This window comes from Arthrobacter sp. SLBN-122, from assembly GCF_006715165.1.
In the GTDB taxonomy this organism is placed as follows: Bacteria; Actinomycetota; Actinomycetes; order Actinomycetales; family Micrococcaceae; genus Arthrobacter.
The window spans coordinates 1902705-1923135 of record NZ_VFMS01000001.1; the positions used below are offsets into that span (position 1 = coordinate 1902705).

Annotated in this window: 21 protein-coding genes and 1 tRNA gene; 8 read left to right on the top strand and 14 right to left on the bottom strand. The window is 65.8% G+C overall.

Annotation, left to right across the window (positions count from 1 at the left end; genetic code table 11):
• Positions 1-12: 12 nt before the first annotated feature.
• Positions 13-618: a DNA-3-methyladenine glycosylase I gene (locus FBY36_RS08895; RefSeq protein WP_142122556.1), complete on the bottom strand. Its 606-nt coding sequence runs from the start codon at positions 616-618 to the stop codon at positions 13-15.
• Positions 619-644: 26 nt separating this feature from the next.
• Entirely contained in the window at positions 645-896 is a 252-nt protein-coding gene (locus tag FBY36_RS08900; protein ID WP_142118660.1) for a cell division protein CrgA, read from the bottom strand.
• Positions 897-1069: 173 nt separating this feature from the next.
• Here FBY36_RS08900 and FBY36_RS08905 point away from each other — a divergent pair, with 173 nt between their 5' ends.
• Genes FBY36_RS08905 through FBY36_RS08910 form a run of 3 tightly spaced genes read left to right on the top strand, consistent with a single transcriptional unit; the run spans position 1070 to position 2669 of the window.
• Positions 1070-1858: a class E sortase gene (locus FBY36_RS08905; RefSeq protein WP_142118662.1), complete on the top strand. Its 789-nt coding sequence runs from the start codon at positions 1070-1072 to the stop codon at positions 1856-1858.
• Between the two features lie 2 nt (positions 1859-1860).
• The gene (locus tag FBY36_RS20690) at positions 1861-2031 is read left to right on the top strand and encodes a hypothetical protein (RefSeq protein WP_200830467.1); all 171 of its coding nucleotides are present in this window, start codon (positions 1861-1863) and stop codon (positions 2029-2031) included.
• Positions 2028-2669: an aminodeoxychorismate/anthranilate synthase component II gene (locus FBY36_RS08910; protein ID WP_056336041.1), complete on the top strand. Its 642-nt coding sequence runs from the start codon at positions 2028-2030 to the stop codon at positions 2667-2669. The genes FBY36_RS20690 and FBY36_RS08910 overlap by 4 nt, the downstream gene beginning before the upstream one ends.
• 45 nt (positions 2670-2714) lie before the next feature.
• Here the strand turns inward: FBY36_RS08910 and pknB are convergent, their stop codons facing one another.
• From pknB to FBY36_RS08945, 7 genes are read right to left on the bottom strand one after another with little or no spacing between them, the layout of a single operon-like run.
• Complete coding sequence (gene pknB / locus FBY36_RS08915; protein WP_200830468.1) at positions 2715-4706, bottom strand: Stk1 family PASTA domain-containing Ser/Thr kinase; 1992 nt, start codon at positions 4704-4706, stop codon at positions 2715-2717.
• Positions 4707-4721: 15 nt separating this feature from the next.
• A complete protein-coding gene (locus FBY36_RS08920) occupies positions 4722-6443 on the bottom strand; it encodes a protein kinase domain-containing protein (protein WP_142118664.1) in 1722 nt (573 codons plus the stop codon).
• Positions 6440-7900 (bottom strand): penicillin-binding transpeptidase domain-containing protein, encoded by a 1461-nt coding sequence (locus tag FBY36_RS08925; protein WP_142118666.1) that lies wholly within the window; start codon positions 7898-7900, stop codon positions 6440-6442. The genes FBY36_RS08920 and FBY36_RS08925 overlap by 4 nt, the downstream gene beginning before the upstream one ends.
• Complete coding sequence (locus FBY36_RS08930) at positions 7897-9285, bottom strand: FtsW/RodA/SpoVE family cell cycle protein (protein WP_142118668.1); 1389 nt, start codon at positions 9283-9285, stop codon at positions 7897-7899. Before FBY36_RS08930 ends, FBY36_RS08925 begins: the two co-directional genes overlap by 4 nt.
• Positions 9282-11015 carry a PP2C family protein-serine/threonine phosphatase gene (locus FBY36_RS08935; protein ID WP_442858236.1) on the bottom strand — a complete coding sequence of 578 codons (1734 nt, stop codon included), beginning with the start codon at positions 11013-11015 and terminating at the stop codon, positions 9282-9284. Before FBY36_RS08935 ends, FBY36_RS08930 begins: the two co-directional genes overlap by 4 nt.
• Positions 11016-11017: 2 nt before the next feature.
• On the bottom strand, positions 11018-11497 hold the full coding sequence (locus FBY36_RS08940) for an FHA domain-containing protein FhaB/FipA (RefSeq protein ID WP_142118670.1): 480 nt from the start codon (positions 11495-11497) through the stop codon (positions 11018-11020).
• Positions 11494-12234 carry an FhaA domain-containing protein gene (locus FBY36_RS08945; protein ID WP_142118672.1) on the bottom strand — a complete coding sequence of 247 codons (741 nt, stop codon included), beginning with the start codon at positions 12232-12234 and terminating at the stop codon, positions 11494-11496. The genes FBY36_RS08940 and FBY36_RS08945 overlap by 4 nt, the downstream gene beginning before the upstream one ends.
• Positions 12235-12618: 384 nt before the next feature.
• Between FBY36_RS08945 and FBY36_RS08950 the strand changes: the two genes are divergently transcribed.
• Positions 12619-12701 (top strand) — tRNA-Leu (locus FBY36_RS08950).
• Positions 12702-12847: 146 nt separating this feature from the next.
• Here FBY36_RS08950 and FBY36_RS08955 read toward each other — a convergent pair.
• Together FBY36_RS08955 and FBY36_RS08960 are read right to left on the bottom strand one after the other, a co-directional pair.
• Complete coding sequence (locus tag FBY36_RS08955; protein WP_142118674.1) at positions 12848-13546, bottom strand: FadR/GntR family transcriptional regulator; 699 nt, start codon at positions 13544-13546, stop codon at positions 12848-12850.
• Positions 13547-13555: 9 nt separating this feature from the next.
• Entirely contained in the window at positions 13556-14683 is a 1128-nt protein-coding gene (locus FBY36_RS08960) for an L-talarate/galactarate dehydratase (RefSeq protein ID WP_142118676.1), read from the bottom strand.
• A gap of 155 nt (positions 14684-14838) precedes the next feature.
• Between FBY36_RS08960 and FBY36_RS08965 the strand changes: the two genes are divergently transcribed.
• Positions 14839-15765 (top strand): NADP-dependent oxidoreductase, encoded by a 927-nt coding sequence (locus FBY36_RS08965; protein ID WP_142118678.1) that lies wholly within the window; start codon positions 14839-14841, stop codon positions 15763-15765.
• Between the two features lie 18 nt (positions 15766-15783).
• Here the strand turns inward: FBY36_RS08965 and FBY36_RS08970 are convergent, their stop codons facing one another.
• Positions 15784-16476, bottom strand: a complete 693-nt coding sequence (locus tag FBY36_RS08970) for a TetR/AcrR family transcriptional regulator (RefSeq protein WP_142118680.1) — start codon at positions 16474-16476, stop codon at positions 15784-15786.
• 77 nt (positions 16477-16553) lie between these two features.
• Here FBY36_RS08970 and FBY36_RS08975 point away from each other — a divergent pair, with 77 nt between their 5' ends.
• The gene (locus FBY36_RS08975; protein WP_268815571.1) at positions 16554-18002 is read left to right on the top strand and encodes a flavin monoamine oxidase family protein; all 1449 of its coding nucleotides are present in this window, start codon (positions 16554-16556) and stop codon (positions 18000-18002) included.
• A 66-nt stretch (positions 18003-18068) separates the two neighbouring features.
• Positions 18069-18551: a pyridoxamine 5'-phosphate oxidase family protein gene (locus FBY36_RS08980; protein ID WP_142118684.1), complete on the top strand. Its 483-nt coding sequence runs from the start codon at positions 18069-18071 to the stop codon at positions 18549-18551.
• Between the two features lie 27 nt (positions 18552-18578).
• Here the strand turns inward: FBY36_RS08980 and FBY36_RS08985 are convergent, their stop codons facing one another.
• Both FBY36_RS08985 and FBY36_RS08990 read right to left on the bottom strand, forming a co-directional pair.
• Positions 18579-19187, bottom strand: coding sequence for a DUF6919 domain-containing protein (locus FBY36_RS08985; RefSeq protein ID WP_142118686.1), 609 nt, complete (start codon positions 19185-19187; stop codon positions 18579-18581).
• Positions 19188-19247: 60 nt separating this feature from the next.
• Positions 19248-19865: a hypothetical protein gene (locus FBY36_RS08990; protein ID WP_235008766.1), complete on the bottom strand. Its 618-nt coding sequence runs from the start codon at positions 19863-19865 to the stop codon at positions 19248-19250.
• Between the two features lie 179 nt (positions 19866-20044).
• Between FBY36_RS08990 and FBY36_RS08995 the strand changes: the two genes are divergently transcribed.
• Positions 20045-20428, top strand: a complete 384-nt coding sequence (locus tag FBY36_RS08995; protein WP_142118690.1) for a VOC family protein — start codon at positions 20045-20047, stop codon at positions 20426-20428.
• Positions 20429-20431 lie beyond the last annotated feature (3 nt).

A 20431-nucleotide genomic window follows, 5' to 3' on the forward strand; every position in this document is an offset into this window, starting at 1 on the left:
ACCGGGAACGTACTATCCGGACCAGATGCCGGACGATCCACGGCGGTGGCTGCCCAGAAGGTGGGTATCCACCATTCCCACAGCCTCCATCAGGGCAAACATGGTGGTGGGTCCCACAAAGGAAAAGCCGCGCTTCCGCAATGCCTTGGATAAGGCAACCGACTCCCTGGACTGGGTGGGGATCTCGGCAGCCACCCTCGGCCGCGGGGTGCTGTCCGGGGCGAAGCCCCATACAAAGTCCACCAGCCCGCCGTCGTTCCTTAACTCCAGCGTGGCTTGGGCATTCCTGATCGTGGCAAGGATCTTCAGCCGGTTCCTGATGATGCCCGGATCCTGCATTAGCCGCTCCACGTCCGTGCTGCCAAAGAGCGCCACAGCTTCCGGATCGAACGCTGCGAAGGCGGCACGGAACGCGGGACGCTTCCGCAGGATGGTGGCCCATGAAAGTCCTGCCTGGAAGCCCTCCAGGCAGATGCGCTCGTACAGGCCCTGCTCGTCAGTGACGGGCAGGCCCCATTCCTGGTCGTAGTAGTTCCGCATGAGCGGATCCGAGGCAGCCCACGCCGGGCGGGCCAGGCCGTCCTCGCCGATGATTACTCCGGCGGAATCGGGAGCCAGTGCAGTTCTCCTTGGAAGGTCCGCGGCTAGGAGCGCCAGCGGGTGGTCATCAGGAAGCCCACGATCGCGATGCCAAAGCCGGCCACGATGTTCCACGATTCCCAGGCCTGCACCGGGAAGCGGCCCTCACTGATGTAGAAGGTAATGATCCAGAAGAGGCCAATAATCATGAGGCCAAACATGACCGGCTTGAACCACACGGGGTTGGGCTTGTAGGCCTGGGGGGAAGCCGGTTGGGCGGTGCTGGCGGTCTTCTTGCGAGGCTTTGACTCGGGCACTGGCTCTCCTTGGCGGGCTGGGCAAGCTCGGCGGTCCGGGCTTGGTATCCTGCAAGAAGGAAATTGCCAGCGGTCTGCGCGATCTTGGTCAAATCTGGATTCTTACTAGCAGCCAATTCTAGCCGCAGTTGATGGGCAGCCTGTGCCCAGGGCAGACGCCCGGAGGAGAACGCGTGGTATTGCAGGAGAAGGCGGGGCCCGCCACTGCGCCCGCGTCCCGCCGTGCCCTGCTGCCTGGCATCATCCAGGTGCTGGGTGAGCTGTTGATAACCGCCGGCGTCATTCTCCTCCTCTTCGTCGCGTGGCAGCTGTGGTGGACCAACGTCGAGTCCGACGCCAAGCAGAGCCAGGTCATCAAGGAATTTGCCCAGGACCTCAGCAGCGCCGTTCCCTCGCCAGCAGCCCCCTCCGCACCGCCGGCCGCAGCTGAAGATTTCGGCAAACCCGTGGTGGGTACCGCCCCCGGCCATGCAGGAACGATCGGCATCATGTACATCCCGCGGTTCGGCCCCGGCTACACCCGCCCCATTGTCCAGGGAACCAGCCAGGACGTCCTGGACACCCTGGGCCTTGGCCACTACAGCAACACGGCCATGCCCGGAGCCGTGGGCAACTTTGCCGTCGCGGGGCACCGGCAGACGCACGGCGCGGTGCTGGACAACATCCACACACTGGTGCCCGGTGACAGGATCTATGTCCAGACCAAGGACGGCTATTACGTCTACGTTTTCCGGAACAACCAGATTGTGATGCCCTCCCGCACGGATGTCCTGGAGTCGGTCCCAACCAAGCCCGGCGCCACGCCCACCGAAGGCTACCTCACCATGACCAGCTGCAATCCCCGCTTCGGCGCGGAAGAACGCATCATCGCCTATGCCCTGCTGGACAGCTGGCGTCCGGCTGCTGCCGGGCCGCCGGCCGAGATCGCGGCGCAGGTCGCAGCAGCCACCGGAAGGAGCTGACCGTGTACGCCTGGATTTTCCGCCACCTCCCCGGACCGCTCTGGCTCAGGATCATCATTTCGCTGGCACTGGTCTTCATTGCCCTGGTATTGATGGTCCAGTTCCTGTTCCCCTGGATGTCCCATTTCACCCAATTCACCGACTCGACGATTGGTTCCACAGACCAGCCATGACCACAACCAAGATCCTTGTAGTGGATAACTACGACAGCTTTGTCTACACCCTGGTGGGCTACCTCCAGGAGCTCGGCGCCGAAACCACGGTTGTCCGCAACGACGACGTTACGCTGGCGGAGGCAATTGAACTTGCCGGTACCCGTGACGGCGTCCTCATCTCTCCCGGCCCCGGCAATCCTGCCGAGGCCGGCATCTGCATCGAGCTGATCAAATGGTGCGGTGAAAACAGCGTGCCCATGTTCGGCGTATGCCTGGGCCACCAGGCACTGGCCGAGGCCTTCGGCGGGAAGGTGACCCACGCCCCTGAACTCATGCACGGCAAGACGTCCCAGGTGGAGCACATCGGCACCAGCGTTTTCGCCGGGCTCCCCTCCCCCGTCACGGCCACCCGCTACCACTCACTGGCCGCGGTCCGGGAGTCCATTCCCGATGTCCTGGAAGTCACCGCGCAAACCGCGTCCGGTGTGGTCATGGGCCTGCAGCACCGGACGGCTCCGCTCTGCGGTGTGCAGTTCCATCCCGAATCGGTCCTTACCGAAGGCGGATACCAGATGCTGGGCAACTGGCTGGAATCGCTGGGCATGAAGGGCGCAGCGGCGCGGGCGGCGAAACTGAGCCCCCTCATCCAGCACTAGACGTCAGTAAGGCTGCCGGCGGCGCCTCAGCGGACCAGGAAGACGTCAGCCCTTCTTGGTGGGCGTCGGCGTCGGCTTCGGTGTGGCCGTGGGCGTCGGAGTTTCCGTGGGAGACGGCGGTGGTGGTGGCGGCGGCGCCTTGGCCACAACGATGGTGATGGTCTTTCCCTGGACGACGGCGGTATTGGCGGGGTCGCTCTGGTCGGTGACCCTGCCCGGCTCCACCTGCGAGTTTTCCGCCTCGACCACCGAAGGCACCAGGCCAAGCTCCTTCAGGGCCGCCTCCGCCTCTTCACGGGCCAGGCTCCGCAATTCCGGGACCACCACCTTGCCGGTGGAAACGATGAGCTCCACGCTGGTGCCCACGCCAACACTCTGGCCCGGTGCCGGATTAGAGGTGATGACGATCCCGGCCGGGACGGTGGCGCTGTTGGCCGTGCTGGTGGTCGGCGCACCAGCAAGTCCCGCCTGGCGCAGGATGTCCCGAGCGGCAGCTTCAGTCTTGCCGGGAAGGCTGTCCGGGACTTTCACCGAACTGGGGCCCTCGGAGATGTTGAGGATGACGTCCGCCCCCGGATCGAGTGAACCGCCCGCCGCAGGATCAGTCCCGATGGCGGTTCCCTTGGGCACCGTATCGTTTGCCGCCCGCGCAATCCTGGGGCGCAGTCCGGCGTCGTACAGTACCTGAAGCGCCGCGCTCTCCGTCATGGAGGCGACGGCGGGTATTGGGACTTTCGGTGCAGCGGGGGCCGGCCGGTTGACCGTTTGGTAAAGCCACAGGCCGCCGCCCGCGAGTACCAGCAGGGTGAAGATCACCAGGGTGGCGATCCAGGCACGACGGCGGGACTTCTGCCGCGTGCTCGGCTCACGTTCCGGAGGGAAGCCAAGCGGGAGCGGCGCAGCCGCGCTATACCCGTTCGGCCTGTATTCCTCCGGCCCGTCCTCGCCCGCAAGTTCCAGCGGAACGCTGGGTCCGCCGTCGCCATGGACCGTGGTTGCTGCAAGGCGGCCGGTGGGTGCGTCATCAAGGAAGCTTGCCCCTGTTGCGGCGAAGGCCTCGGTGGGCGGGGACGCTTGGGGAACGTGGTCGTTGGGATCAGTGGGAGCCTCGGACGCCGGCACGGCAGGGACAGGCACGCCGGCCTTCGCAGCCCTTAGGGCACGCCGGAAGGCTGCTGCATCCTGGAACCTGTCATCCCGGTTCTTCTGCAGCGCTTTGGCGAGGACGGTGTCCAGGGCCGGCGAAACCTTCGGGTTCAGGCTGCTGGCAGGCTCCGGAATTTCGCGCACGTGCTGGTAGGCGACTGACACGGGGCTGTCTCCGACGAACGGAGGACGCGCCGTCAGCATTTCATAGAGCAGGCAGGCGGCGGAGTAAAGGTCACTCCGGGCATCGACGGATTCGCCGCGCGCCTGCTCGGGTGACAGGTATTGCGCCGTTCCCACCACTGCCTGGGTCTGGGTCATGGTGGCCGAGGAATCGGCGATGGCGCGCGCAATGCCAAAGTCCATCACCTTCACCGAATTGGTGCCCGGGCAGTACATCACGTTGGCCGGCTTGATGTCCCGGTGGACGATTCCGGCCTTATGGCTGTACTCGAGCGCGCCCAGGACACCCAGGCAGTAATCGATGGCCTGGTCAATGCCGACCTCATTGGCGCGGATCAGCTCGCGGAGGGTCCTGCCCTCGACGTATTCCATCACGATGTAGGGCACCCGGACGTCTTCGCCAGTGCCTTCATGGACCAGGTGTTCACCAGTATCGAAGATGGCCACGATGGAAGGATGATTCAGGGCGGCGACGGCCTGGGCCTCCCGCTTGAACCGTGCCTGGAACTGCGGGTCCCGGGCCATGTCCGGCCGGAGCAGCTTGATGGCAACTGTCCTGCCCAGGCGGGTATCGGTTCCGCGGTAGACATCCGCCATGCCACCGCGGCCAATGAGGCTGCCCAGCTCGTAGCGGCCGCTCAGGACACGCCGGTTATCCACCGGCAGGCTGTCCTCCCGGTGCAACGGTGTGCGTGGTGACTCATTCACTGGTTGTCCCGACGATTACGGCACGCAGGTTGCGGGCGTTCCGGCCGTTTGGCCGGCCGCGCAGGTGGCCAGGGGCGAGATGGGGGTGGGACCCGCAACGGGCGACGACGTGGTGGGGGTAGGCGTCGGCTTCGGTGCCGTGGTGGTGGGGGCCGGCGATGGAGCGGTTGCATAGATCACAGTGATGAGAGTGCCTTTGGGCACGGCCCCGGTGGGATTCAGTTCCACCACTGTTCCGGGCGCATCCGTAGCGCTCTCCTGCGGAAGGACTGTCACCTGGAGCCCCAGGTTCGCAAGGGCAGTCTGGACCTGGCGGTAATCCTTGCCAAGGTAGGCGGCAGGTATCACGTTTACCGTGTCCTGCGTGGGCGCAGTGGTGGGCGTGGGCGTCGGTGTGCTGCGTGTCTGCGTGGGCGTGGCCGACGGGGTCCGGGTGGGTGTCGCCGATGAGGGGGCCGCGCTGCTGGTGGTGGTGCCCGAGGTGGGGTTGCCGGACGGCGAGAACAGGCCCATCTGGTTCAGCAGGAAACCCACCAGCGCAAACAGGAGCAGCAGGATCAGGGCCACCAGGGGCCATGTCCATGGACTGCGTCCCTTGCGCCGGGGCTCATCGGAGGGCCCGTCGTCGTACGTTTCCTCCTCCTGGTCCCAGTTCCGTTCGGCGGCCAGCGCGTTGGCGCGGGCCAATGGGCCCTTGGGCGCGTCCCCTTCGGCGGCGGCGCCTGCGGCCATGCCGGCGGCAGCACCGGCCGCCCCGGCACCGATTACCGGCAGGGCGGACGTTGCGGTGGGGGTGGAATCATGCTGGGTGCCAATGACGCCGGTGGGGGCAGTGGCGGTGTCAACGGGTGCCGTGATGGGCCCGGTGTCGGCGTCGAAAAGAAGCATTCCGGGCACAGCGGCGCGTGCTGCGCTGATGTCACCGTTGCGGATCGCCTCCGCTGCTTCGGCCAACTTGATGGCATTTGCCGGGCGGTCCTTGGGGTCCTTGGCCAGCATGGACATCAGGAGGGCCCGGACGGGGGCCGGCAGGCTTTCCGAAAGGGGAGGCGGAGCATCGTTCACCTGTGCCAGGGCGATGGCGATCTGGGATTCACCGGAGAACGGACGGTGCCCGCTGAGGCACTCGTAGCCGATGACACCGAGCGAGTAGATGTCCGAGGATCCCGTGGCGGTCTGGCCGGTGGCCTGCTCGGGTGCCAGGTACTGCGCGGTTCCCATGACCTGGCCGGTCTGGGTGAGGGGCACCTGGTCGGCGAGGCGCGCGATACCGAAGTCCGTGACCTTGACCCGGCCGTCAGGGGTGATCAGGAGGTTGCCTGGCTTGACGTCGCGGTGGACCAGGCCCTGCGCGTGGGCAACGGCCAGCGCGCGGGCGGTTTGCGCGATGATCGACAGCGTCCGGTCCGGTGACAGCACCTGTTCGTGCTCGATGATGCTGCTCAGCGGCTGGCCGGGGACCAGTTCCATGACCAGGTACGCCGATCCCTCTTCTTCGCCGTAGTCGAATACGTTGGCTATCCCCACGTGGTTCAGCAGGGCAGTGTGCCGGGCCTCCGCACGGAAGCGCTGGAGGAATCCGGGGTCCCCCGTGTACTCCTCCTTCAGCACCTTGATGGCGACGATGCGGCCCAGGACGAGGTCTTTGGCTTTCCAGACTTCCCCCATGCCGCCGATCGCAATCCGCGTGGTCAGCTGGAATCTGCCGCCGAGGGTGATTCCGGTTGTAGGCCTCACTTATTCAACACCGCCTCAAAAATCTTCTTTGCGTTAGGACTGGTCAGCTGTGCGCCGGTGGTGATGTTCACGCCTTCCATGACGATCGTGACACTCACCTGCGGGTTGTTTGCGGGGGCGAAGCCGGTGAACCAGGAGTTATTGGTTCCGTTCCCCAGCTCCGCGGTTCCTGTCTTGCCGGCCACCTGGACGCCGGGGACCGCTGCACCCTTGGCAATGCCCTCGCTGACCGCGCTTGCCATCCACTCCGTAATCTGGCCGGCGATCTGCGGGGTGGTGGAGGTGCGCAGCTGCTGCGGCTGCGGTTCGTCGATGACCCGAAGGTCCGGGGAGCGCAAAGTCTTGATGAGGTTGGGCTGCATCTGCTTTCCGCCGTTGGCGATGGCGGAGGTCATCATATTGATCTGCAGCGGCGTGGCGCGGACATCCTTCTGGCCGATTGCCGACTGCGCCAGGCCGGGCCCGTCCAGGTTCTCGGGGAACCCGTTGCCCAGCGCGTGGCCCAGCTTCAGCTGGTCACCGACGTCCTCGCCGAAGCCGAACTTCCTGGCCTGCTCGGCGATGGCATCGCGGCCAAGATCCAGCGCGATGCTGGCGAAGGGAGTGTTGCAGGACTGCTGGAGCGCGAAGGCGAAGCTGGCAGTGTCCCTGGTGTAGCAGTTGCCGCCCGCGTAGTTGGGCAGCTTGTACTGGATGCCCGGGAAGGGCATTTCGGCAGGATTGGGGAGTTGGCTGTCCTTGTTGTACTTCCCCGAAGCAAGCGCGGCGGCCGTGTCCACGAGCTTGAAGACGGAGCCCGGTGCCAGCTGTTCCCCTGTGGGACCGCTGACGTTCTGGTTCAGGTTAATGCCTGGAATCTTGACCAGTTCGTTGATGTTGGCCCGTTCGGCGGCAGCGTCCTGCGTGGCCACTGAGTTGGGGTTGTAGGAAGGCTTGGACGCCATGGCCAGGATGGCACCAGTTTTGGGATTGGTCACCACAATGGAGCCGCGCTGGCCGTCCGGAATCAGGCTGTAGGCCAGCTGCTGGACCTGGGGATCGATGGTGAGCTCCACTGACGCGCCCTTGGGCTGGTTGCCAAGGAAGAGCTGGCCCACCCGGTCCAGGAAGAGCTGGTCGGAGTTGCCCGCGAGTTCGGCGCCCATGGTTTGCTCCAGCCCGGTGGCACCGTAGTTCTTGGAGAAGTAGCCGGTGAGGCCGGCATAGAGCTCGGGCTGGGTATAGGTGCGCTGGAACTTGCAGGTCTCCGAACCGGTTTCCACCGACTCGGCGATGGGGGTGCCGCCAACGATGATGGCTCCGCGGTCGTTGCAGTAGTTCTGCAGGATGGCGCGCTGGTTCAGGGGGTTGGTCTTGAGGTCGTCGGCGCCCACCACCTGCACATAACTGATGGCACCGAACAGCAGCGCAAACATGGCCACGGCGGCCACCCATGAGTGCCGGATTGCCTGGTTCATGCCTGCTTCACCGCCTCGGTAGGAGTGTCAATGCCAGTTGCTGCTGCCGCGCCGGCCGGCGGGAGCGGGGTGGTGTCCACCGGGCCGCGGGCTGCATGGGAAATCATCAGGAGGAGCCCCACGATGATCCAGTTGGCCAGGAGGGAAGATCCGCCTGCTGCGAGGAACGGCGTGGTGAGCCCTGTCAAAGGAATGAGCCGGGTGACACCGCCAATGACCACGAAGCACTGAAGGGCCACCGCAAAGGACAGGCCACAGGCGAGCAGCTTGCCGAACGCATCGCGGGTACCCAGTGCGGCGCGGAATCCGCGGGTGACCAGCAGCAGGTACAGCAGGACGACGGCGAACAGGCCGATCAGTCCCAGTTCCTCGCCCAGGGACGCGATGATCATGTCGCTGTTGGCGAAGGGGACCAGGTCCGGGCGTCCCTGGCCAAGGCCGGTGCCCACCAGGCCGCCGTTGGCCATGCCGAAGAGGCCTTCGATGACCTGCCGGCTGCCGTTTTCATAGACGTCGGGGGAGAAGGCGTTGAGCCAGCCGTAGACGCGCTGCTGGACGTGGGAGAACACCTGGGCCGCCACGAAACCGCCGCCGAGGATCAGGGCCAGGCCGATGACCACCCAGCTGATCCTGCTGGTGGCCACGTAGATCATGACAATGAACAGCCCGAAGAACAACAGGGAGGAACCAAGGTCGCGCTGGAAGATCAGGACCCCGATGCTGACCAGCCAGGCCGTAATCATGGGGCCCATGTCCTTGAACCGGGGAAACTGCAGGGGGCCAATCTTGCGGCCGGCGAGCAGGATGAGGTCGCGGTTGGAGGAAAGATACCCGGCGAAGAATATGGCGAGGGTAATCTTTGCTACTTCGCCCGGCTGGAACGTCATGGGGCCGAACCTGATCCACACCCGTGCGCCCAGGATTTCCCCGGCGCTGATCCCCGGCACAAGGGGCAGGATCAGGAGCAGGGCCGACGCAGCCAGCGAAATGAAGGTGAACCGGCGCAGGACGCGGTGGTCCTTGAGGAAGAACACGACGGTGATGGCCACAGCCATGGCGATCAGGGTCCACCGGAGCTGGTTGTTGCCAGTATCCTCGCCCGGAGCGTCGAGGCGGTGGATCATCGCCAGGCCCAGGCCATTCAGGGCAACCACAATCGGAAGAATTACCGGATCGGCATATTTGGCACGGAAGCGCAGGACACCGTGGAACACCAGGGCGGCCACCGCCAACAGGCTGGACTGGAACCAGAAGTCCGAATCGAAGGCCTTCTCCTGGTCCACGCCCACCAGCATGTTGGCGCCGATGCCGACGGCAAGTGCCATCAGCAGGAGCGCAAGTTCAACGTTCCGGCGGGGCTTGGGCAAAGTGCTTACCTGGCTCATTTCGCCGCCTCGCAGGTGATAGTCGGAGTGGGGGAAGGAGAAGCTCCCGATGGTGCAGGTGAAGGCGCTGGCGCCGGGGCGTCCGATGCGGGCGGCGGCGGAGCGGCTTCGCTGGCCGGTGGTGCTGCACTTGCTGAGGGTGCTGTGCTTCCTGAGGGGCCGGCCGACGGCTTGGGGCATTCGTCCTCGGGCGAGGTGGTTCCTGTGAGCTCCAGGTTCTTGACGATCCGCTGGGCGTCGTAGAGATCGTTGGCAGGAACGGTCTGGCGCACCCGCTGCTGCGAGAACGGCGGGAGCGAGTCCATGCGGATCTCCGTCACGGTTTCAAGCGAGGACAGCTGGATGGGGCCGAGTCTCTGGGACACCCCGTTGTAGATGGCAACACGGGAATCGAACTCGCCCACGTAGTAGCGGGTCTGGGTCCAGGCGTACCCAAGCCATAGGCCAACGGCCACGACAACCAGGACGGCGGCTGCGACGGACCAGGCCACCCAGCGGCGGGGACGCAGCACCGGCAGGGTGTCCTCCGGCTCGCCGGCCGGTTCCGCCTTGTGCGTGAGGAGGGTGGCTGCCCGCCGTGCGACGGTACGCCCTGCCACGGTTGGAATGGAGCCGGATTCGGCTGCGGCAGCAGCGGCACCCACGAGTTCATGCGGGCGGGAGGCGAGTTCTTCGCGGAGGACTTCCGCCGAAAGATGCTCACCGAGGTGGGGGTCGGTGCTGCCGGGATCAGGAGAACCGGTTTCCCCCTCCTTGGCGCCGCCGTCAACCGGCTCCTTTTCCGGGCCCGGGTGTTGCCCGGCATTTTCCGGGTCGGAACCGGCTTTGGCGGCTTCCTTCCCGTCCCCGGGGATGGAGGATGCGGCTGTGGCGGGGCCGGCGGCACCCGCTGCCGCGGCAGCGGACTTGCTGCCCTGCACCGGCGGAACGATTTCGACGGCGGCAGTACTGACGTCGTCGGGCGTTTCCTCCACGATGTCCACCATGACCACGGTGACGTTGTCCGGGGAACCGGCCTCAAGGGTCAGCTGGACAAGGGTTTCGGCGCACTCGTGCAGGTTGTGGGTTTCCCGGACCGTCCGCTCCACGGCGTGGGCGGCAACGTAGTTCAGCCCGTCCGAGCACAGCAGCCAGCGGTCGCCCGGGCGGGCGTCGAGGGTGTCCAGATCGAGTTCGGGGCTGGCATCGACGTCCCCCAGGACACGCATGAGGACATTCTTGTGGGGGTGCGTTTCCGCTTCCTCCGGCCGGAGCCGGCCTTCGTCGATAAGCCGCTGGACGAAGGTGTGGTCCACGCTGACCTGCTTGTATTCGCCGTCGCGGAGCCGGTAGGCGCGTGAATCGCCGATGTGCGCGAAGTGCAGCTTGCCGTCAGCCAGCAGGAGCGCCGTCACGGTGGTGCCCATGCCCGCCAGCTTGGGATTGATGTGCACCAGTTCGGAGAGCAGTGAGTTGGCGGTCTGGATTTCATCGGCCAGGATCGTCCCGGCTTCGTCGCCGTGGTCCGGACTGTCGAGGTGGATCATGTCCAGGACGGTTGCGGCTGAGGCAACGTCGCCACCCGCGTGCCCTCCCATGCCGTCCGCGACGACGGCGAGGTGGCGTCCGGCGTAGGCGGAATCGTCGTTCTTGGAGCGGATCCGACCGACGTCGGACCGCGCCGCAAAGCGCATGATGAGGGGCCGCTGCCCCGGGCTGGAGCCGGTTGCGGAGTTTTCAGCCTCGGCCACGGTTACGGCCTCAATTCAATGACCGTCTTGCCGATTCTCACGGGTACCCCTGCCTCGACGGGCAGGGCACGGGTAAGTTGCTGGTCTCCCAGGTAGGTTCCGTTGGTGGAGCCAAGATCCTCGATGAACCAGCGGCTGCCCTGGGGGAAGAGCCTGGCGTGGCGGCCGGAGGCGTAGTCGTCCTCCAGCACCAGGGTGGCTTCCTGGGCGCGTCCCAGCAGGATGGGGCTGGCTGCCAGCGGCAGGGTCCTGCCCTTGAGCGGTCCTTCGACCACTACCAGTTGCCGGGCCTGCTGCTTGACGGGCTGCTGGTTCTCTGCGAGTTCCGGGTTCCGGCGGACCTGGCGGGCGGTCGGGACGCCCGAGGCGGCTTTCCGGCCCAGCATGAGATCCCGGCGCATGGCGGAGACGATGCTGAAGATGAGCACCCAAAGGAGCAGCAGGAAGCCGAACCGCAGCGCGGTGATGGTCAGGTCGCTCATGCGTGGCCACCCGGGTTGGCAGGAAGCAGGCGGAAGATGATCTTTGTCCGTCCCATCGTGATGGTGGATCCGTCTGTGAGTTCGGTGCTGCCGGAGACCTTTTGGCCGTTGACGTAGCTGCCGTTGGTGGACCCCAGGTCCACGGCGCTGGTTACGCCGTTGGCGGTGCGGATTTCCAGGTGGCGCCGCGATACGCCGGTGTCCTCGATGTGGATATCGGCCTCGGATGACCGGCCCAGGACGATGGACGGGGCGTTCAGCGAATAGCGCTGGCCCTCAATGTCCAGGACGGGCTGCAGCCGCACGGGCGCACGGTTGGGTGCTGCCGGAACGTTCGGCCTGGGCTGGTTCGCGCCGGAGCCCTGGGATTTCTCGGTGGAGGAGGCAATTTCGAAATCGCCGGGGCGAAGTGCAGTCTCGCGGCGGAAGGAAATCCGGACGGGCCCCTGGAGGATGTAGCCCTGGCTCCGGACGTGGTTGATGACCACATCGCAGAGTTCTTCGGCCAGCGGCGTGCCCCACTCCTGGGCGCGTCCGAAGTCGTCGTCGCTGAGCTGGACGTCAAAGACGTTGGGGACCAAAGTCCGTCCGGCCGCAACGGTGATCGCTTTGTGGTCCACCTCGCGGCGGAGCCTGCTGGCGATCTCCACAGGTTCGACCTGGGCTTTGGAACCGGTGGAGAAGACACCGCGGACGGCCTTTTCAATGCCACGTTCAACCTTGTCCAGCAGACCCATGGTTCTTCTCCTTTCCCCCCGGGTTCCGGGGCAGTAGTTGTTGCTGGCCAGCTCCTGCAGGGCGGTCCGGCACTGCGCGGCGTGCCCGCCGGCAGCGGCCACTCCTACACCCGATACTACTGGCCACCCCTGCGAATGACCTTAATCCACAACGGCCGGGCGCCGGCAAAAGTTCAGATGCGGCCCTGCCCGCCGTTCACTTGCCTGGGCTCCGGGGGTCAGTTTTGGGCCGGTAATCCGGCTCCTCTGAGCCGCTGTTCCGGGCGTGTGGAAGGGGCAAAGTGGGCCAATTGGTAATTTGCGGCATCTGTCCGTTATGCTTGATCTCGCTGCTTTTACGAGGCGCGGAACGGGAAACCGGACCGGTCGAGTGGAAGAAGTTGCGCGCGAGTGGCGGAACGGCAGACGCGCTGGCTTCAGGTGCCAGTGTCCGAAAGGGCGTGGGGGTTCAAATCCCCCCTCGCGCACGCAATTGGAACAGCCCCGGTCTTAGGATCGGGGCTCTTCTGTTTAATCTCTGACCGCTGGTCCTGGGCTTGTTCGCGAATCCTGGCCTTGAAGGTTCGGATCCGCGAACAAGCTTAGGTTTTGCCTTGCTGCTCCGGCACGAGGGTTACGGGCGCGCCGAAGCCTTGAACCGGCGTCGTGAGTTGGCCAGGTGGCTGCGCATGGCGGCCGCCGCGGCAGCCTGGTCACCGTCCGCGATCGCGTCCCGGATGGAGCGGTGCTCCAGCACTACCTGCTCGAAGTGGTCGCGGGCGTACTGTTCGGCGCCGGTCATCAGGCGGGTGCGCGGCATGGAGATCATGGTCTGCCCCAGGGCAGCGAGGCAGTCGGAGTAGTAGGGGTTGCCGGACGCCGCCGCCACAGCCCGGTGGAACTCAAAATCCGACTTCATGGCATGGGCGGGATGGTCCGCGCTGTCCCTGAAGGCGTCCAGCGCCGCGGTGACGGCCCGCAACTGCCGGTCAGTGCGGTTCTGCGCGGCCAGTGCGGCAGCTTCCGTTTCCACTCCCATCCGGAAGGCCAGCAGGTGCAGCCTGTCTTCGGTGCTGGCCACCGGACGGCCGCCCGCCACCCCAGGTGGCCCGTCCGTGGGGGGAGTGAGGGCGAAGCTGCCGCGCCCGCGCTCGGTCTCGACAAGCCCCTCAGCCTGGAGCCGGGTGAGGGCGGCGCGGACCACCGTACGGCTGACGCCAAAATCGCTGATGAGCGTGTTCTCGCTGGGCAGCTTCTCGCCCGGCTGGATCACGCCGTCGACGATGCGGTTGCGAAGGTCAGCGGCAAGGTCCGCGGTGAGGTTCCGGCTCATGGCTCAAGATTACGCGCCGAACTCCACGGTCTCGGTGGTCCAGGCGCGGGCCTGCTCGCTGAGAGTGACGCCGAGTCCGGGGCGGTCCGGGACGATCATGCGGCCGTCCTTGGTCTCCAGCCGCTCGTTGAACAAGGGATCCAGCCAGTCGAAGTGCTCCACCCAGGGTTCGCGGGGGTAAGCCGCCGCGAGGTGGAGGTGGATCTCCATGGCGAAATGCGGGGCCAGGCCCAGCCCGCGTTCGTCCGCGAGGGCGGCCAAGCGCAGGAATTGGGTGATGCCGCCCACCCGAGGGGCGTCCGGCTGGATGATGTCGCAACCGTTGGCGTTCATGAGGCCCTTGTGCTCAGCGACGGAGGCGAGCATCTCGCCGGTGGCAATGGGCGTGTCGAGGACCTGAGCCAGGTGGGCATGGCCTTCGAAGTCGTAGGCGTCCAGCGGCTCCTCGATCCAGACCAGGTCGAATTCCTCGAGCCGGCGTCCCATCCGCAGGGCGGTGGCGCGGTCCCACTGCTGGTTGGCGTCCACCATGAGCGGAACGTCCCAGCCGATGTGTTCGCGGATCCCGGCTACGCGTCGCAGGTCCTCTTTGCTGTCCGGGAGGCCCACCTTGATCTTGATGCCTCCGATGCCTTCCTCGATCGACTGGGTGGCCCGTGCCTTTACCTCGTCGAGGGTGGCGTTCAGGAACCCGCCGGACGTGTTGTACGTCCGCACTGAGTCGCGGTAGGAGCCAAGGAACTTCGCCAGCGGCAGCCCGGCGCGCTTTGCCTTGAGGTCGTACAAAGCAATGTCGACGGCGGCGAGGGCCTGGGTGGCGACACCGGAGCGGCCCACCGAGGCGCCCGCCCAGAGCAGCTTGGTGTAAATCTTCGCGATGTCATTGGGGTCCTCGCCAATGAGGCCGGCGGCGACCTCCTTGGCATGGGCGTACTGAGCGGGGCCGCCTGCACGCTTGGAGTAGCTGAAACCGATGCCGGAGTGCCCCAGCTCCGTGGTGATTTCCGCGAACAGGAAGACCACCTCGGTCATCGGCTTCTGCCGGCCGGTGAAGACCTTGGCGTCGCTGATGGGAACGGCCAGGGGAAGGCGGGCGGTGGACAGCTTGACGTGCCGGATCAGATCGACGGTGCTCATGAGTTACTCCTGGAAGCGGGGGACTGGGCTCCTTCGCCCACGCTCTTAGGATATAAGTGCAGTACTTGTATTACAAGTGCGTACAGGCGGTGTGCTGCTTAACTCCTGGAAGGAGAACTGGAATAGCCGCGTCCTGTTGCGCCGTTGTCGAATGCATGAAGGCAATTACCTACAGTGAATACGGAAGCCCGGACATCCTCGAATTGACCGATGTGCCCCTGCCCAAGGTGGGGCCGGGCATGGTCCTGGTCAAAGTGAAGGCGGCCGCTGTCAATCCGGTGGACTGGAAGATCATGGCCGGCTACCTGGACGCGGTCATGGACCTGCAGTTTCCCGCGATTCCCGGATGGGATGTGGCGGGGGTTGTCGAGTCCGTGGGTATCGACGCCCGGCAGTTCCAGCCCGGCGACGAGGTCATTGCCTACGGCCGCAAGGACTATGTCCATGGCGGAAGTTTCGCCGAGTACATCGCCTTGCCGGAAAGACTGCTGGCCCGCAAGCCCGCCTCGCTTGGCTGGAACGAATCAGCGGGGCTTCCGTTGGCCGGGCTGACGGCGTACCAGGTCCTGAACCGCCTGGGCCTCACGTCCGGTGAGACTGTCCTTATCCACGGCGGCGCCGGCGGGGTGGGGTCGCTGGGAATCCAGCTCGCGGTGGCACGGGGTGCGAAGGTTATTGCTACGGCCTCTGAGAAGAACCATGAATTCCTCCGCTCCCTGGGCGCCCAGCCGGTTGCCTATGGGGGCGGGGGCCTTGCTGACCGCGTACGGGCGCTGCGTCCCGGCGGTGTGGAAGTGGTTGCCGATTTCGCCGGGGGCAATCTCGACGCGACCCTGGCGGTACTGGCCGAAGGTGGAAGGCACGCATCCATCGCCGACAGCGAGGTGGAGGAGCAGGGCGGCACCTGGATTTGGGTCAGTCCGGTCGGAGCCGATCTCCAGGAACTCGCCGAACTGGTGGACCAGCGGAACATTCGGGTGGAGGTTGCCAAGGTTCTCCCGTTGGCCCAGTCCGCGGAGGCTTTCCGCCTGAACATGGAGGGGCATACCCGGGGCAAAATTGTGGTGGCCGTGGACGCCTGATTCGGGCCTTCCGGTCTCCTACGTCCGCAGCGCGCCCAAGCCGGCGATCAGGGCATCAAGCCCCAGGCTGAAGGCGGTGTCGGCAGGCCGGCCACGCTCCTGGCCGGCCGCCGAACTGCGGACCGCGGCGGAGAAGTTGGGGGTGGACCCGGCCATGGAGCCGGAATCGAAGATGTCCTCAGGGGCGGTGACGTCGTACGCCGACCCAAAGATAAAGGACTCCAGTGCCACGATGGCGGGGATGATGCGTTCCTGGGGGAACCCGGCGTCGAGGAACCCCTTGCTGACGGTTTCGTACATGGCAAGGGTCTGCGGTGCGTCCGTCACGGGCAGGACGGCGATCACGGGGATCAGCGGAGTGTGCTCGGCGAAGACATCCCGGTAGCTCCATGCCCAGGCCCGGACGGCGTCCTCCCAGCTCCCGCTGCCGAAACCCGAGAGGTCCACCAGGGACATCAGGTGGTCCTCGACCAGGAGCAATACGTCCTGCTTCGAGGCAACGTGGTTGTAAAGGGCGGAAGGCGCCACCTCCAGCACCTTTGCCAGCGCGGCCATGGTCAACCCGTCGTAGCCCTTGCGGCTGATCAGTTCCAGTGCGGCTGCCGTAATTCCGGCCTTGTCCAGTACCGCCGCAGACGGTCGGCCTGCCCGCCTCCTCTGTGCTCCGCCGTTGCTGGCGGAGCGTCCCTGTGCGGCTGATACTGCCGGCATTGCTGCCCTTTCGTCGATGTCCCCTGCATTATTCCATCCGGCTCTTCCGCTCCCGGCAGGCACCGGCTATAGTTCTAATAAATGAATGGCATTCATTTAATGTCCCCGTCACTGAGGGACGCAGAGAGGACATCATGCTGAACCTGAACCGAGACGTCGTGGTCGTCGGAGCCGGGCCGTCCGGACTCACCGCCGCCCGTGAACTGCAGAAAGCCGGCCTCACCGTCGCCGTGCTGGAGGCCCGAGACCGCGTGGGCGGCCGCACGTGGACCGATACCGTGGACGGCGCCATGCTCGAAATCGGCGGCCAATGGGTTTCCCCGGACCAGACCGCCCTCCTGGACCTGCTCCAGGAGCTGAAGCTTGAAACCTACCCGCGCTACCGCGACGGCGAGTCCATCTACGTCGGCGCGGACGGCGCACCGGTGCGCTACACCGGCGACACCTTCCCGGTGGACCCGGATACCGCCGTCGAAATGGACCGCCTGGTGGCCCTGCTGGACGGCCTGGCTGCGGAAATCGGTCCGACTGAGCCATGGGCGCATCCCAAGGCGCGGGAACTGGACACCATTTCCTTCCACCACTGGCTGCGGCAGAACTCCGCGAACGAGGAAGCCTGCAGGAACATCGGGCTCTTCATTGCCGGTGGCATGCTCACCAAACCCGCCCATGCCTTCTCCGCCCTGCAGGCCGTCCTGATGGCGGCTTCCGCGGGTTCGTTCACCAACCTGACGGACGAGGATTTCATCCTGGACCGCCGCGTGGTGGGCGGGATGCAGCAGGTCTCGCTGCTGCAGGCGCAGGAGCTGGGCGACGACGTAATCCTCGACTCCCCGGTGCGCACCATCAACTGGGAACCTGATTCTGACGGCGGCTACCGCGTCTCCGTTATATCGGACCGCGCCACGGTCAATGCCCGGTTTGTCATCATGGCTGTACCGCCGAACCTCTACTCCCGGGTCTCCTTCAACCCGCCGCTGCCGCGCCGCCAGCACCAGATGCACCAGCACCAGTCCCTGGGCCTGGTCATCAAGGTGCACGCCGTCTACAGCACGCCCTTCTGGCGGGACAAGGGACTCTCCGGCACCTGCTTCGGCGCTGATGCCCTGGTCCAGGAGGTCTACGACAACACCAACCACGGCGACCCGCGCGGCACCCTGGTGGGCTTCGTGTCGGACGAGAAGGCGGACGCCGTCTTTGAGCTCAGCACCGAAGAACGCAAAAAGGCGATCCTGGAATCGATTGCCGGCTACCTCGGCGACGAGGCCCTGGCCCCGGAGGTGTACTACGAGTCCGATTGGGGCTCCGAGGAATGGACCCGCGGCGCCTACGCTTCCAGCTACGATTTGGGCGGACTGCACCGCTACGGCAAGGACCAGCACACGCCGGTGGGCCCCATCTACTGGTCGTCCTCCGACCTTGCCGCCGAGGGCTACCAGCACGTGGACGGCGCCATTCGGATGGGCCGCATCACCGCTGCCCGCATCGCCGAGGTCGCGAAGGTGCCGGTAACCGCCGGCTGGTAAATAAGCATGCTTACTAATAGGCTGGCGGCGGGGAGCGTCCCCGACTTTCGACGAACGAGGTGAGGCATGACTGACGCCCAGAGCATCAGCAAGGTTACTGACATCATCAACGATTCCAAGATCGGGATGGTCACCACCATCAACGAAGAAGGCGCCCTCGTCAGCCGGCCGCTGGCCGTCCAGGAAGTTAAGGACGACGGCGACATGTGGTTCTTCACGGGCCTTGGCACGTCCCAGGTTGCGCATGTCCGGGCTGATCCGCGTGTCAACGTCGCCTTTGGCAAGAACACCGAGTGGGTGTCCGTGGCCGGAACCGCCGAGGTGGTCACGGACCGGGCCAAGATCCATGAACTGTGGAACCAGGCGGTTGAAGCCTGGTTCCCCGACGGCCCGGAGACCCCCGAGGTGTGCCTGCTGCGCATCGATTCGGACTCTGCCGAGTACTGGACCAGCCCGGGCGGCACGGCCGCCACGGTACTGCAGTGGGTGAAGGCAAAGGTCACCAACAGCCGGATGAGTGTTGGCGAAAGCGGCACCGTGGAGTTGTAGGGCCGGATATCGAACGGGGCGGGGCGGCTAAGGCTGCTCCGCCCCTTTCAGCGCCGCGAGTACTGCCGGCAGCAGCACATTGTTGCGCCCCCACACCGGATCAAGGATTTCCACATACCAGGAGTCCGCGAGCAGGAGGGCCAGGGCATCGTTGGTCTCATCCGCCCAGTCCCGAATCTGATCCTCCTCCACCGGGTTTTCACTGGAGCCGAGCACCGTGGTGATCTCCGGTCCGGCGAGCGTCACGGGAATGGCAGCGCTGCTTGCTTCGCCGGGTGCATGGGCCACGGTCACCAGTTCTGTGCGGGTGGACAGCGCCAGTAAGCTGCCTGCCGTGCCCGCGCTGCAGAAGCCGGTCACGTACTGCCGCTGTGCAGCATTGCCCGCCCGGATTCCCGGCTGGGACTCCTTGGTGAACAGTCCATTCCGGTTCAGTTCCGCCAGGGCCGCGGCGATCGGCTTGGTCTCCTCGTCGGAGCCGGCGGCAAAATGGCCCGGCTGGTACGAACTCCCGCCCTCCAGCCAGCGGGCCGTCAGTTCGCCGGCGGCCTCCAGGGTGGTGGCCTGGCGCCAGACTCCGCGGTCCTCCAACAGCCGGCCGTACTGATCGTGGACAGGCACTTCTTCAGGCTTCATCCTCGGATGCTATCGCCGGGCCTCCGTGCCGAACCAACGCCCGCGACACAGCAGTTAACGTCAGCGCGCCGGTTCAGCGGGCACTCCGGCGGGAATCCCGGCTGCCCGTTCCGCTGCAGCCAGGGATGCTGCCAGGCTTCCGACGGCGTCCGGGTAACCCTTGTGCGTGGCAATCCGCAGCTGGTCGGCGGTCCGCATCGCCTTAATGAGGGCGGACGTTTCCGGCAGCCGGACGTCGGTCAGTGCCGGGTAGTCGATGCTGCACGCCGGGTCCAGTTCGTAGCCCCGCCACCGGCGCAGAAGTTCGTCGTGCCGGACCCCGGCAGCTTCGTGGGCAGAAAGCCGCTGCCGCTCTTCGCTGCGGGCGGCGCGCCAGGCCAGGAACCGTGGGCTGCCGCGGTAGGCGGCGACACCCGACGCAGCAGCCGCCCCGGCCAGGACCAGTCCCGCCCACGGCGATACCAGGGCGGGGATCAACAATGCGGGAAGGGCCACGCAGGAACCAAGGAAGAGATCCCAGAACAGCTGGTCCCCACCGTCCGGTGCGCTGCTTGTGGGCGCGCTGCCTGTGGCAGCCAGGGCCCGGCGTCGTACAACAAAGACGGTGGCGGCCACGCTGGCCACCAGCACGGGGGCGCACAGCAGGACCGCCCACGCACCTTGGAGCAGTCCGTGCATCAAGGACTCCACCACGACTGACATCCTGCGCCTCCAGCATCCAATGGAAGGACCAGATCCGGCCGGCGAGCCTGGGCTGGTCCTTCCATTGGACCGTCTTCCGGGCAGAGCGTCAATGGCGGCCAAAAGGGGGAAGCGGGGTATGCCACGGACCTGCGGTTGGGCGGTAGCGTGAAGGCATGCGACTCAAGATGTGCAGCATCCACGTCCAGGACCCCGCCGCGGCCCACGCCTTCTACACGGGCACGCTGGGCTTTGACACGCTCATGGCCATGCCGGAGTACAACCTCTACATCGTCAAGGACCCGGGAGCGGACGACAGCAGCTCAGCAGGCCTTCTCCTTGAACCCAGTGACAATCCGATCGGGGCGGACTACATGAACGCCGTTCGCGAGGCGGGGCTTCCCGCGATCGTCTTCGGGGTTCCCGATGTGCAGGCGGAGTACGAGCGGCTCATGGCCGCCGGAGTCAGTTTCAAGACTCCGCCCACCACGGACCCGTTCGGGACCAGTGCGGTGTTTGACGACGGCTGCGGCAACTACATCCAGATCCACCAGGACTGACGG